This window comes from Sphingobacterium multivorum, from assembly GCF_039511225.1.
Classification (GTDB): domain Bacteria; phylum Bacteroidota; class Bacteroidia; order Sphingobacteriales; family Sphingobacteriaceae; genus Sphingobacterium.
In genome coordinates this window covers 1,091,226-1,104,568 of sequence record NZ_CP154261.1, presented here as the reverse complement: position 1 = coordinate 1,104,568, position 13,343 = coordinate 1,091,226, and the positions used below count along the sequence as shown (strand labels likewise).

Genomic DNA, 13,343 nt, shown 5'->3' with positions numbered 1-13,343 from the left:
TTTCTTTGCGATAATTATACATCAAGAAAGAACTATACAGCAGGAAAGGCGAAGTCTACAATTAAACCTCGCCTTTCTATAAACCTTTAGTCCATATGTAACCACGCCCTCGGTTATTGGTCTTTTTTCATTGTTCCTTTTTCACGAAGGTTGATATGCCAGCTAAAAGCCTCTTCTAACAAATGTGGTGTATGCCCCCCTCTCTCACAAGCGCGGTTATAATAATCTAATAGCTGCTCTTTGTAATCGGGATGTACACAGTTCGCTATAATTACTTTCGCTCGCTCGCGAGGCGCTAAACCACGTAAATCTGCCAAGCCATAATCTGTTACCAAAATATCGACATCATGTTCGGTATGATCCACATGGGAAACCATGGGTACAATGTGAGAAATTGCATCTCCTTTAGAGGCCGCCTGTGTGACAAAGATGCTCAAATAAGCATTGCGTGCAAAGTCACCCGACCCGCCGATACCGTTCATGATATTTGTTCCTGAAGTATGGGTAGAATTTACGTTTCCATAAATATCAAACTCTATGGCTGTATTAATTGCAATAATCCCCAAACGTTTGATCAGTCCAGGTGTATTGGAAATGTTCTGTGGGCGCAATACAATTTTATCACGGTATCGATCCAAATGATCGAACACTCTTGAATAACACTCTTCCGAAACAGTAATTGAAGAAGCAGAAGCAAAATCCAGTTTTCCGGCATCGATAAGGTCAAAGGTGCTATCTTGCAACACTTCAGAAAACATCGTTAGATTACGGAACTTACTATGTATAAATCCCGTCAGAACAGCGTTAGCTACTTTTCCAATACCCGCTTGAAGTGGCATCAAGCTTTCTGACAAATGGCCTAGCGCTACCTCATTTTCGAAAAACTGCAAAATATGCTTCGCTATCGCTGTTGTTTTGGTATCCGGTTCAGCAATATCGGCAGGGCTATCAAGCTCATTCGTAAACACAATTCCCACCACCTTGCTCACGTCCAAAGGAATAGTTTTACGTCCAATTTTATTTTCTGGAGCTACGATTGGAATAACATTACGCCGAGGGTAATCTTCGGCTTGATAAATATCATGTATTCCTTTAATAGTCACCGGTATCGCAGTATTGACTTCTAAAATAACCTGCTTAGCCAATGCAGCAAAAGTTGCCGAATTTCCCACAGAAGTCGTTGGAACAATACTTCCATCCGATTCTATTGCTGCTACTTCCAAAACAGCAATATCCACCTGAGGTAAATTCTTATTGTGCAGCAATTCGGCTGTTTCGCTTAGATGCTGATCAATAAACAGCACATCTCCAGCATTAATTTTATGACGTAAAATACGATCTACCTGAAAGGGCATCCGCTTGGATAATGCTCTCGCTTCCGCCAATTTACCGTCCGTTCCGTGTCCCAACGAAGCCCCAGTAATCAAGGTTATTTTCAATGGATCCACTTTTGCACGTTCAGCCAAGGCAGGTAACACCACCTTACTGTCTCCAGCCTTGGTAAAACCACTCGACCCAACGACCATTCCGTTTTGAAATAGTTTAGCAGCTTCTTCTGCTGTAATCACTTTATCATGTAAGCTTTGAACTTTTATTCTTTCGTAAGCCATATTGTTATAGTTTGATTTTATTCCATTATTGTAAACTTAAGAAATTGAAATCTATATATTTCCCTTCGTTGAAAAGTTCTTTGTTATAATTTGCAACCTCTTAACCAAACAATTTTAGCACTTTTTTCAACTGCATATTTATTATCATTCGACACAAAATTATCCAAAGGCGACTAAAGATACGCAACGCACTACAAATCAAAAATATACAACAAATCATAATAAAAAAATAGTTTATATCACCCCGACAGATAATATATATCACACTGATAACAAACAACTTACAAGAATAACAGCAAAGCCAAAGTAAGTAAAGACTAACTCTCCGCTTGAATAACTGCCATTTTAATGTAAGCATACACTCACTTTCAAGAAGTAAAGGCGGGGTCTAGTAAAAAAGTCTTACCTTTGTGACATCGTATTATAGGTTAAAATGAATACACAAGAGATAAGCACAGATGCCAAATATGTCAACCGTTACTATATGACGGAAGTAGACTCATTTGAAGATAGCATTTACTGTCACCACGCTATTATAGCAGAAAACCATATTTCCGAACATTGCCATGATAAGGATCAATTTCTATATACAGAAGGCGGTGTCGTATTTGTTAAAACAGAGGAAAAATCTTATTTTCTACCTGCCCGTCATTATTTGTGGATTCCTGCTGGCATAAAACATAGTATTCATCCAAGTACCCCTGAGGTCGTTATGCGTAATTTGTATTTTCCCAAAGCCACTAATGACGCCCCCTTCTACAGTAAAATGGGAATTTATCCAGTAAATGATCTTTTGATAGAGCTGATTATGTTTACCAACCGCTGGAATGGCAATATCTTTCCAGTCGAAGAACCTAAATATAGTATCGCTACAGCATTTAAACTTATCCTTCCGGAACTATCGCTACATGAGCTTCCATTAGCCTTGCCCTATCCTAGTCATCAGAAATTAAAGGATATTGTCACTTACCTCGAAGAAAATATAGAGGAAAACGTCAGCTTTAAAAAACTTGCCGGATTATTTAACATTAGTGAACGCACATTGGCTAGACTATTTCAAAAGGAATTAAATATGTCTTTTATCCAATACTACACGATCCTCAGAATGCTGACCGCACTTAAGCTCCTTTTGGACGAAAAACTAAGCGTAAATGAAGTTGCGCTCAAAGTTGGATACAATAGCCTTCCCACATTTAGTAACACATTCAATAAGGTCGTCGGCATCCGTCCAAGCGAATATGTGAAACAAAAAGAATTGCTTATTTAAAAATGTTTACCTAATTTAGGTCAATAAACCTAATTCAGGATGAAATTCAAACATATCATTTACAGTGCTGGAATCCTATTGCTTAGCACTTCTTTATTTGCCAAATCTCAAGATAAGAAACCCAAACCCATTCAATTATTTAATGGGAAAGATTTGAAGAACTGGACTCCAAAAATCAGAAACCACAAAGTTGGTAATAATTATAAAAATACATTTCGTGTAGAAGACGGTTTACTCAAGGTAAGATATGATGGTTATGATAATTTCAATTTTCAGTATGGCCATCTGTTCTACAATAAAGAGTTCTCAGCGTATTTGTTGCGTGTCACTTACAGATTTGTCGGTGAACAGGTAAATGGTGGAGAAGGTTGGGCTTGGCGTAATAGCGGAGCCATGCTACATGGACAGGATCCTAATACCATGGGTGTGGATCAAGACTTTCCAATATCTATCGAAGGGCAACTGCTGGGTGGAAATGGCAAGGACGAACGGACCACAAGTAATCTTTGTACACCAGGCACAAACGTTGTGATCGACAATAAACTATTCACACCACATTGCATCAGCTCAACATCAAAAACCTATGCTGGAGATCAATGGGTAACTGCTGATTTCTTGGTGTTGGGAGACTCTCTTGTGCAACATATCCTTGAAAACAAGGTCGTATTACAGTATACTAAACCCCAAATTGGTGGCGGCAATGTAAGTGGTTTCGATCCCAAAGTGAAGAAAGATGGACAGCTTTTAAACAAGGGTACTATTTCACTTCAGAGTGAGAGCCATCCCATTGATTTCAAAAAAGTGGAACTTTACGATTTAGAACCTTACATGAAAGATCCCAACAAATTGAAAAAGGTCATCGCAGAGCTACTTCCAAATTTACAGCAATAAATACACTGCAAATTTCAGTTTTAAAATAAAAAAGCATCGGTATTCAATGCTTTTTTATTTACTATTCGCTTGGAAAGAGAAATCCAAAGTATATAACATAAAGAAAAGGGATACAGCGAGCTGTACCCCTCTATATCTATACGAAAAGCTTACGCTAAACCGTTAACAAATTTTGTTAACTTCGATTTGTTGTTAGAAGCTTTTTTCTTGTGGATCACATTTTTCTTTGCCAAACGATCAAGCATAGAAATTACGCGTGGTAACAATGTTTTTGCTTCTTCTGCAGAAGTAGTGTGACGTAATTTTTTGATTGCGTTACGTGTAGTTTTTGCTTGGTAACGGTTTCTTAAACGTTTAGTAGCGTTTGCTCTAATTCTTTTGATCGCTGATTTATGATTTGCCATTTTTTTTAGCTAATTTTTATTCAATTTTTTTCTTGTAATTCGGACTGCAAAAATAACACCTTATTTTCAATATTCAAAATCTATTTTATTTTTTAGGTTTAGTATATTTGCGACATGCAAAAATTATCGATGGATGAACTTCAACGTACAGATGTTGAATCGTTTAAAAAACAAGAAAAAACTCCTATCACAATCGTTATGGACAATGTACGGAGCATGCATAATGTGGGCTCGGCCTTCCGTACTGCAGACGGATTTGCTATTGAAAAAATATACCTGTGTGGCATTACCGGCACACCTCCCCATCGCGAAATCGAAAAGACCGCCCTCGGGGCAACCCAATCGGTCGCTTGGGAATACCACAGAGATACCTCAGCTGTTGTAGATCAGCTTAGGACTGAAGGCTATGTCATTATTGCCATCGAGCAAGCAGATGATAGCGTTATGCTACATCAGTTTGAACCAGAAAATGACAAAAAGTATGCGCTGATTTTTGGAAATGAGGTTAATGGAGTCGATGAGGATGTCATGGAAAAAATCGATACCTGCATCGAAATCCCCCAATACGGGACTAAACATTCCTTAAATGTATCTGTCGCAATTGGCATTATTCTTTGGGATTTTATCCAAAAACGCAATTTCAATTAAAAATTTATCAATAAAGGTCACATTCCTATTCACATTGCTTCCATTTTAGAAAGCAAAATAGTAGATTTGTGTGCAAAATTTAAAGAAGAAATGAGTGTATTAGTTAATAAAGATTCAAAAGTAATCGTTCAAGGTTTCACTGGAAACGAAGGTACTTACCATGCTACTCAAATGATTGAGTACGGAACAAATGTAGTTGGTGGTGTTACTCCTGGTAAAGGTGGTCAACAACACTTAGACCGTCCTGTATTCAATACTGTGCAAGATGCAGTAGACGCTACAGGAGCTAATGTTTCTATTATTTTTGTACCTCCAGCATTTGCTGCAGATGCGATCATGGAAGCTGCCGCGGCTGGTATCGAAGTGATTGTTTGTATTACAGAAGGTATCCCAACAAAAGATATGATCCAAGTAAAATCTTACTTGAGCGACAAAAACTCTCGTTTGATCGGTCCTAACTGCCCAGGTATCATCACTGCAGGTGAAGCTAAAATCGGTATCATGCCAGGATTTATCTTCAAAAAAGGTAATGTGGGTGTTGTTTCTAAATCAGGAACTTTAACTTACGAAGCCGTAGATCAAACTGTAAAAGCAGGATTAGGTATCACAACAGCAATCGGAATTGGTGGTGACCCTATCATTGGTACGACAACGAAAGAAGCTGTTGAATTATTAATGAACGACCCTGAAACTGAAGCGATCATCATGATTGGTGAAATCGGCGGTGGAATGGAAGCTGAAGCTGCTCGTTGGATCAAAGAACATGGTACCAAACCTGTTGTTGGATTTATCGCCGGTCAAACAGCGCCTCCAGGACGTCGTATGGGACACGCTGGTGCAATTGTAGGTGGTGCAGATGACACTGCTGCAGCAAAAATGAAAATCATGCGTGAGTGTGGTATTCGTGTTGTTGAGTCTCCGGCTGAAATTGGAAAAGCAATCGCAGAAGAATTGGCTAAATAATTAGACCATCGAACATATAAAAAAAGGGAATCAAATTTGATTCCCTTTTTTTATACCTATATACTTACATTACAACATTAACTAGGCATTGCTTCGTCTGCCGATGGTCCATATAAGCCCGGGACAGCAATATCCAATAATCGCAAATAAACCGTCAACTGACCACGATGATGAACAATATGATTATTGACAATAAAACGTATTGCTCCGGCTCGTGGTAAACGTGCAATGAGATAATCGCCCGATTGTAATACCCAATCTTTAAACCAGTCTTCTTCCTTTATGTCTTCAATTGCGGCCTTATTATTTTCCAGGCCTATTGTTAATATCTCTTTTAATTCTTCTACAGAAGATACTTTAATGGGCTGATAATCCACTTTAAAATCAAATACATCTTTTGGTATTGCTTGATGTACCCAATTATGTAGTCCAACAATGTGAGCAGCTAGTTCTCCCAAACTCATCGATTTTTCGTGTGGACGCCAATCCAATTTATCGTCTGGTATGCGTTCTAAAATACGTTTGGTATTTTTTGTTTCGTGATCCAATTCGATCAAATAGCTCTTTTTGATACTCATATAAATATTAATTCATGAATTGAAAATCTTTTAATACGGTAACAGCATAGGGTGATTCCACAGCCTTATGTGCTGCTGCTCGCGCAATTTCGCCCTCTACATAGGTTACCTTTAGCGGTAAAAATGTATTGTTGAGTACATTTTCATGAAATAACGCCTCGTACCAGGTACAGGCAGCAACGAAACGTCCGTAGTTCAGATTTAAGTGATAGCCATCACGTGTAAAATGATCACCTACAAAACTCGAACGCGCATTTTGAACAGCTGTACCGGAAGGAATCAAAAGATCGAAATTACCCCAGTTAAACACCTCCTGCGAAGTGTTGGCAATAGCCCTATACATGCTATCTTGGCTACGGTTATAGCGAACAAAACCTTCATGCGATGAACCGTTCTGATACGCCCAGGTTTGATGTAATATATACTTGGTTTCAGGAAATAAAATATGTTTTGTTACATAATCATATAAGAGCGGTAGATCCTTCGCATACGAATCATAATCTCCTGATAGCGGACTTGCTTGCTGAAAGCTAATATAATCCCAAGCCTCATCTACAAGCGCTTCAGATAAGCGCTCATTTGCTTTCTCCAACATCTGCCCGTCAAGATTGATTTTACGGTAGCGATAAGCCGGCTTATCCTCTTTTGCGTTGCTAACATGTAAACTTAAAGGAGCCCCCCCAATATAGAGATTGCCGATTACTATCTTTTTTTTTCCGGCTTTCGCCAATTCATATAAATTCTGTTCAATAGCATCTTCCGAGAAACTATTACCGATGGCCAATATTCGTAGCACACCATCATCTAAAGATTTATTTTGTGCGTTTAATCGATTATTTTTCAAAAAAAACACGATTAAAAAGACGAAAACCAATACCTGTTTTACTTTTATCATAATATAATGCAATAACAACTAAATTAGATAATATCTCGTAGAAATGCGAATGATATCCCCAGAAAGAGAGATTTTATCCCATTTGCAAGCTATCAGGATAACAGTTCGGACAGATACGAAAGTTTTGGAACAGACGCTACACAGTACAGCTAGACCACAGTGACGACTACATACCCCTGCTGGCTACGCCGATTTACCATACCGATAGACCACGGTGGCAGCTGCATGTCCCTGGCTCCGAGGATGCGCCATACCATTGCAGCACAGTTGGAAACTGAACTACAGTCATCGATGGTCATGCTACTGCACCATACCCTTAAAGACAGTAGAGGCTCTAGGACAGCGCCGGTCGGGGAAGTACGGCAGATATGCAATAGCATTGTACAGGGAAGTACGGGAGTTATCTAAACGAAAGAAGCCCTTGACTGTTTCCAGCAAGGGCTTCCGTATAAAAAAAGGCACCGACCTACTCTCCCACCTGTTACGGCAATACCATCGGCTCTGGCGGGCTTGACTGCTCTGTTCGGAATGGGAAGAGGTAGACACCGCCGATATAGGCACCTAAATATTTTTTTAGATCTGAGATCAGGGATAAGAGTATCCGGAGCCTGTAAGGTCCGAAATGATCCCTATGTTCATATCTAAATGACATATCTATTGAAAGAGTTTCGTTTCTGTTTTGTTTCTAAAAATTAAAGAGGAAGACAACAGTGTTATCTGCTTGAGAAAGCTTCGGGCTATTAGTACCACTTGGCTTTGGTCTCTCAACCTTTACACCTATGGCCTATCAACGTAGTCATCTTCTACGACCCTATAAGGAAGTCTCATCTCGTGGCTAGTTTCGCACTTAGATGCTTTCAGCGCTTATCTATTCCAGACGTAGCTACCCTGCCGTACACCTGGCGGCATAACAGGTTCACCAGAGGTCTGTCCAACCCGGTCCTCTCGTACTAAGGTCAGATCCACTCAAACTTCCAACGCCCACAACAGATAGGGACCGAACTGTCTCGCGACGTTCTGAACCCAGCTCGCGTGCCACTTTAATGGGCGAACAGCCCAACCCTTGGGACCTTCTCCAGCCCCAGGATGTGACGAGCCGACATCGAGGTGCCAAACCTCCCCGTCGATATGAGCTCTTGGGGGAGATCAGCCTGTTATCCCCAGCGTACCTTTTATCCTTTGAGCGATGGCCCTTCCATACAGAACCACCGGATCACTATGTCCGTCTTTCGACCCTGTTCGACTTGTCGGTCTCACAGTCAAGCAAGCTTATGCCATTGCACTCCACGTACGGTTACCAAGCGTACTGAGCTTACCTTTGAAAGCCTCCGTTACCTTTTTGGAGGCGACCACCCCAGTCAAACTACCCACCAAACAATGTCCTCCACATCATGGAGTTAGAAACCGAATACAGAAAGGGCGGTATTTCAAGGTTGATTCCATGACTCCTGGCGAAGCCACTTCAACATCTCCCGCCTATCCTACACATCCTGTACCCAATCTCAATGTTAAGCTATAGTGAAGGTGCATGGGGTCTTTCCGTCCCGTTGCGGGTAATCGGCGTCTTCACCGATACCACAATTTCACCGAGCTCATGGCTGAGACAGCGCCCAGATCGTTACACCATTCGTGCAGGTCGGAACTTACCCGACAAGGAATTTCGCTACCTTAGGACCGTTATAGTTACGGCCGCCGTTTACTGGGGCTTCGATTCAATGCTTCTCTTGCGATGACATCCCCTCTTAACCTTCCAGCACCGGGCAGGTGTCAGGCCTTATACTTCATCTTGCGATTTTGCAAAGCCATATGTTTTTGTTAAACAGTCGCCTGGGCCTTTTCACTGCGGCTGCTCTTTCGAGACAGCGCCCCTTCTCCCGAAGTTACAGGGCCATTTTGCCGAGTTCCTTAGCCATGACTCACTCGAGCACCTTAGGATTCTCTCCTCGACCACCTGTGTCGGTTTGCGGTACGGGTCTTCATAACCTGAAGCTTAGCGGGTTTTCTTGGAAGTCTGTTTACCTGCTCTATCAGCGCCACCGGAGCTTTGCTGTACTATTGGGTTTCAGCTAGAGTTGCGGATTTGCCTACAACTCCAATACCTACGCCTTTCAACGAACTATTCCGTCAGTTCGCGGCAGTGTCACTACTCCGTCACCACATCGCAGTTATGAAGAGTACTGGAATATTAACCAGTTGTCCATCGGCTTGCCCCTTCGGGTGCGCCTTAGGTCCCGACTGACCCTGATCCGATTAACGTTGATCAGGAAACCTTGGTCTTTCGGTGGGCGGGTTTCTCACCCGCCTTATCGTTACTTATGCCTACATTTGCTTTTCCATAACCTCCACACAGCATTGCCACTGTGCTTCACCGGCGATGGAATGCTCCCCTACCAGATGTACATCTTTCAGTACAAATCCATAGCTTCGGTACCGTTCTTGATGCCCGTTTATTATCCACGCCCGGCCGCTCGACTAGTGAGCTGTTACGCACTCTTTAAATGAATGGCTGCTTCCAAGCCAACATCCTAGCTGTCTGGGCAACCGGACCTCGTTAGTTCAACTTAGAACGGATTTGGGGACCTTAGCTGATGGTCTGGGTTCTTTCCCTCTCGGCCTTGGACCTTAGCACCCAAAGCCTCACTGCCGGCTATATTTGATAGCATTCGGAGTTCGTCTGGATTTGGTAGGATTTGACTCCCCCGCACCCAATCGGTAGCTCTACCTCTATCAAACTCCACGCCGACGCTGTTCCTAAAAACATTTCGGGGAGTACGAGCTATTTCCCAGTTTGATTGGCCTTTCACCCCTACCCTCAGGTCATCCGGAAACTTTTCAACGTTTATCGGTTCGGTCCTCCATTACATGTTACTGCAACTTCAACCTGCCCAAGGGTAGATCACAAGGTTTCGCGTCTACCTCATCTGACTATGCGCCCTATTAAGACTCGCTTTCGCTTCGGCTGCGTCCCTGAAGGACTTAACCTTGCCAGACAAGAGTAACTCGTAGGCTCATTATGCAAAAGGCACGCTGTCACAGGACCTGCCTGCTCCAACCGCTTGTAAGCACACGGTTTCAGGTTCTTTTCACTCCCCTGTTCGGGGTTCTTTTCACCTTTCCCTCACGGTACTGGTTCACTATCGGTCTCTCAGGAGTATTTAGCCTTACCAGATGGTGCTGGTGGATTCCCACAGGATTTCTCCGGTCCCGCGGTACTCAGGATACCACTATGTCAACATTCTTTACCTGTACGGGGCTCTCACCCTTATTGCGCAGTTTCCCACCTGCTTCCAGTTCATAGCGCTGTACAATGTCGTGGTCCTACAACCCCGACCATGCCGTAACATGATCGGTTTGGGCTCTTTCCCGTTCGCTCGCCACTACTTGGGAAATCATTGTTATTTTCTTCTCCTACGCCTACTTAGATGTTTCAGTTCAGCGCGTTCGCGTTTTATACGACTATTCTTCAAATAGTCAGGTTGCCCCATTCGGAAATCTACGGATCACTTCGCATTTGCCAATCCCCGTAGCTTATCGCAGCTTATCACGTCCTTCTTCGCCTCTGAGAGCCTAGGCATCCCCCGTGTGCCCTTATTTACTTTCTTCACCGGCATAGCCTTTTGCTACTATGCGGCTGCTTTTGATATATATACCCATATGCTACGTAAAGATTCGTTCGGCATTCACCGAGGGTCTCCTCTCTACATCAGACACATACACGTATTGTCTCTATACTGTTGTCTTCTCTTGTAATTTTTTTTCTCTTTCAATATGTCAAAGAACTCTTTTTCCGGTTTGTTTCTTCGGAGCATCTGTCGATGTCCCTCCCGGAGATGTGGAGAATAACGGATTCGAACCGTTGACCCCCTGCGTGCAAGGCAGGTGCTCTAGCCAGCTGAGCTAATTCCCCTTAACTTTTCGTAGTCCCGAGCAGATTTGAACTGCTGACCCCTACATTATCAGTGTAGTGCTCTAACCAACTGAGCTACGGGACTAGCTATTTCCTGTTCATCTGTCTCTCTCGGTCCTGCTCCTTTCGGGGCGGGCACTTTCTTCTGATGTTTTTCTTCTTTTGCAATCATATGTAACGTGACGAGCACCGATCTGCGATACTCTAGAAAGGAGGTATTCCAGCCGCACCTTCCGGTACGGCTACCTTGTTACGACTTAGCCCCAATTATCGGTTTTACCCTAACACGCTCCTTGCGGTAACATGCTTTAGGTACCCCCAACTTTCATGGCTTGACGGGCGGTGTGCAAGCGCCCGGAACGTATTCACCGCGTCATTGCTGATACGCGATTACTAGCGAATCCAACTTCATGGGGTCGAGTTGCAGACCCCAATCCGAACTGTGAATGGCTTTTAGAGATTAGCATCATATTGCTATGTAGCTGCCCGCTGTACCATCCATTGTAGCACGTGTGTAGCCCAGGACGTAAGGGCCATGATGACTTGACGTCGTCCCCACCTTCCTCGCTGTTTGCACAGGCAGTCTGTTTAGAGTCCCCACCATTACATGCTGGCAACTAAACATAGGGGTTGCGCTCGTTGCGGGACTTAACCCAACACCTCACGGCACGAGCTGACGACAGCCATGCAGCACCTAGTTTCGTGTCCCGAAGGACGGGTGCGTCTCTGCACCCTTCACTAACTTTCAAGCCCGGGTAAGGTTCCTCGCGTATCATCGAATTAAACCACATGCTCCTCCGCTTGTGCGGGCCCCCGTCAATTCCTTTGAGTTTCACCCTTGCGGGCGTACTCCCAGGTGGATAACTTAACGCTTTCGCTGGGACGCTGGCTGTCTATCGCCAACATCGAGTTATCATCGTTTAGGGCGTGGACTACCAGGGTATCTAATCCTGTTCGATCCCCACGCTTTCGTGCATCAGCGTCAATACCAGCTTAGTGAGCTGCCTTCGCAATCGGAGTTCTAAGACATATCTATGCATTTCACCGCTACTTGTCTTATTCCGCCCACTTCAAATGGATTCAAGCCCATCAGTATCAAGGGCACTGCGATGGTTGAGCCACCGTATTTCACCCCTGACTTAACAGGCCGCCTACGCACCCTTTAAACCCAATAAATCCGGATAACGCTCGGATCCTCCGTATTACCGCGGCTGCTGGCACGGAGTTAGCCGATCCTTATTCTTCCAGTACATTCAGCTAAATACACGTATTTAGGTTTATTCCTGGACAAAAGCAGTTTACAACCCATAGGGCAGTCATCCTGCACGCGGCATGGCTGGTTCAGGCTTCCGCCCATTGACCAATATTCCTTACTGCTGCCTCCCGTAGGAGTCTGGTCCGTGTCTCAGTACCAGTGTGGGGGATTCTCCTCTCAGAGCCCCTAGACATCGTCGCCTTGGTAGGCCGTTACCCTACCAACTAGCTAATGTCACGCGAGCCCATCTCTATCCTATAAATATTTAATCAACCGAACATGCGAACTGTTGATGTTATGCGGTGTTAATCTCTCTTTCGAGAGGCTATCCCCCTGATAGAGGTAGGTTGCTCACGCGTTACGCACCCGTGCGCCACTCTCACCATCTTCGAGCAAGCTCTCCGATGGATCCCGTCCGACTTGCATGTATTAGGCCTGCCGCTAGCGTTCATCCTGAGCCAGGATCAAACTCTCCATTGTAAAATGAAGTTTTTGATTCCAACTATTTATAATAATCAGAATTCTTTTTTTATATCTCTGATCTTGGATCGAATTGAACAATTACTTGAATTTGTTCATGACTTTCGACTTTCGTCTGTCTACTCGTCACGCTTACATGATTGTGTTTTCTTAAAGAACTTTTGCCGCTTCAACTTCCGTATCCGCTATATTCCGACAGGCATTGCGCCCCTCTTTATCTTTTTCGTTTTTCCCTTCGTTTCCGTTGGGACTGCAAAGGTAGAAATCTTTTCTGAACTTCCAAAAACTTTCTGAAGTTTTTTTTCTTTTCTCTTTTTCAGATTTCCGCGTTTAAAATAAACCCAGCGGGATTTTAAATCCTGCCAAACTACCTTAAACCCTTCTTTTTTCATGGTTTCTTCCTGCGAAGTAACCGTCCCTCCCTTGCGGAGTGGTGCAAAGATAG

General features: G+C 43.3%; 10 protein-coding genes, 2 tRNA genes and 3 rRNA genes. 5 read left to right on the top strand and 10 right to left on the bottom strand.

Translation table 11 applies throughout. The features are described from left to right. Positions 1–113 precede the first annotated feature (113 nt). Positions 114–1,610 carry a succinate CoA transferase gene (locus tag AAH582_RS04480; RefSeq protein ID WP_343321300.1) on the bottom strand — a complete coding sequence of 499 codons (1,497 nt, stop codon included), beginning with the start codon at positions 1,608–1,610 and terminating at the stop codon, positions 114–116. A 433-nt stretch (positions 1,611–2,043) separates the two neighbouring features. On the opposite strand from AAH582_RS04480, the gene AAH582_RS04475 reads away from it, so the two are divergent. Both AAH582_RS04475 and AAH582_RS04470 read left to right on the top strand, forming a co-directional pair. Beyond that, the gene (locus AAH582_RS04475) at positions 2,044–2,877 is read left to right on the top strand and encodes an AraC family transcriptional regulator (RefSeq protein WP_046671648.1); all 834 of its coding nucleotides are present in this window, start codon (positions 2,044–2,046) and stop codon (positions 2,875–2,877) included. 39 nt (positions 2,878–2,916) lie between these two features. Beyond that, the gene (locus AAH582_RS04470) at positions 2,917–3,768 is read left to right on the top strand and encodes a 3-keto-disaccharide hydrolase (protein ID WP_343321299.1); all 852 of its coding nucleotides are present in this window, start codon (positions 2,917–2,919) and stop codon (positions 3,766–3,768) included. Between the two features lie 149 nt (positions 3,769–3,917). On the opposite strand, the gene rpsT is transcribed toward AAH582_RS04470, so the two are convergent. Next, the gene (gene rpsT / locus AAH582_RS04465) at positions 3,918–4,172 is read right to left on the bottom strand and encodes a 30S ribosomal protein S20 (RefSeq protein ID WP_046671646.1); all 255 of its coding nucleotides are present in this window, start codon (positions 4,170–4,172) and stop codon (positions 3,918–3,920) included. Positions 4,173–4,286: 114 nt separating this feature from the next. Here rpsT and AAH582_RS04460 point away from each other — a divergent pair, with 114 nt between their 5' ends. Then, positions 4,287–4,820, top strand: a complete 534-nt coding sequence (locus AAH582_RS04460) for an RNA methyltransferase (protein WP_046671645.1) — start codon at positions 4,287–4,289, stop codon at positions 4,818–4,820. A gap of 90 nt (positions 4,821–4,910) precedes the next feature. Beyond that, positions 4,911–5,783, top strand: a complete 873-nt coding sequence (gene sucD, locus AAH582_RS04455) for a succinate--CoA ligase subunit alpha (RefSeq protein ID WP_046671644.1) — start codon at positions 4,911–4,913, stop codon at positions 5,781–5,783. 77 nt (positions 5,784–5,860) lie between these two features. On the opposite strand, the gene AAH582_RS04450 is transcribed toward sucD, so the two are convergent. Both AAH582_RS04450 and AAH582_RS04445 read right to left on the bottom strand, forming a co-directional pair. After that, complete coding sequence (locus AAH582_RS04450; RefSeq protein WP_286832134.1) at positions 5,861–6,361, bottom strand: DinB family protein; 501 nt, start codon at positions 6,359–6,361, stop codon at positions 5,861–5,863. 7 nt (positions 6,362–6,368) lie between these two features. Then, a complete protein-coding gene (locus AAH582_RS04445; RefSeq protein WP_343321298.1) occupies positions 6,369–7,256 on the bottom strand; it encodes a DUF4886 domain-containing protein in 888 nt (295 codons plus the stop codon). A gap of 159 nt (positions 7,257–7,415) precedes the next feature. Here AAH582_RS04445 and AAH582_RS04440 point away from each other — a divergent pair, with 159 nt between their 5' ends. Then, positions 7,416–7,664 carry a hypothetical protein gene (locus AAH582_RS04440; RefSeq protein WP_343321297.1) on the top strand — a complete coding sequence of 83 codons (249 nt, stop codon included), beginning with the start codon at positions 7,416–7,418 and terminating at the stop codon, positions 7,662–7,664. Between the two features lie 45 nt (positions 7,665–7,709). Here the strand turns inward: AAH582_RS04440 and rrf are convergent. From rrf to AAH582_RS04410, 6 genes are all read right to left on the bottom strand, one after another. Continuing rightward, positions 7,710–7,821: ribosomal RNA gene (gene rrf, locus AAH582_RS04435) — 5S ribosomal RNA — on the bottom strand. Between the two features lie 156 nt (positions 7,822–7,977). Further along, a 23S ribosomal RNA gene (locus tag AAH582_RS04430) occupies positions 7,978–10,858 on the bottom strand. A gap of 231 nt (positions 10,859–11,089) precedes the next feature. Continuing rightward, positions 11,090–11,163: transfer RNA gene (locus AAH582_RS04425), tRNA-Ala, on the bottom strand. Between the two features lie 11 nt (positions 11,164–11,174). Beyond that, positions 11,175–11,248, bottom strand: a tRNA-Ile gene (locus AAH582_RS04420). A gap of 123 nt (positions 11,249–11,371) precedes the next feature. Further along, positions 11,372–12,898 (bottom strand): 16S ribosomal RNA (locus AAH582_RS04415). Together the 16S, 23S and 5S rRNA genes with 2 tRNA genes alongside form the textbook arrangement of a ribosomal RNA operon. A gap of 185 nt (positions 12,899–13,083) precedes the next feature. After that, on the bottom strand, positions 13,084–13,290 hold the full coding sequence (locus tag AAH582_RS04410) for a hypothetical protein (protein WP_343321296.1): 207 nt from the start codon (positions 13,288–13,290) through the stop codon (positions 13,084–13,086). Between the last annotated feature and the right edge of the window lie 53 nt (positions 13,291–13,343).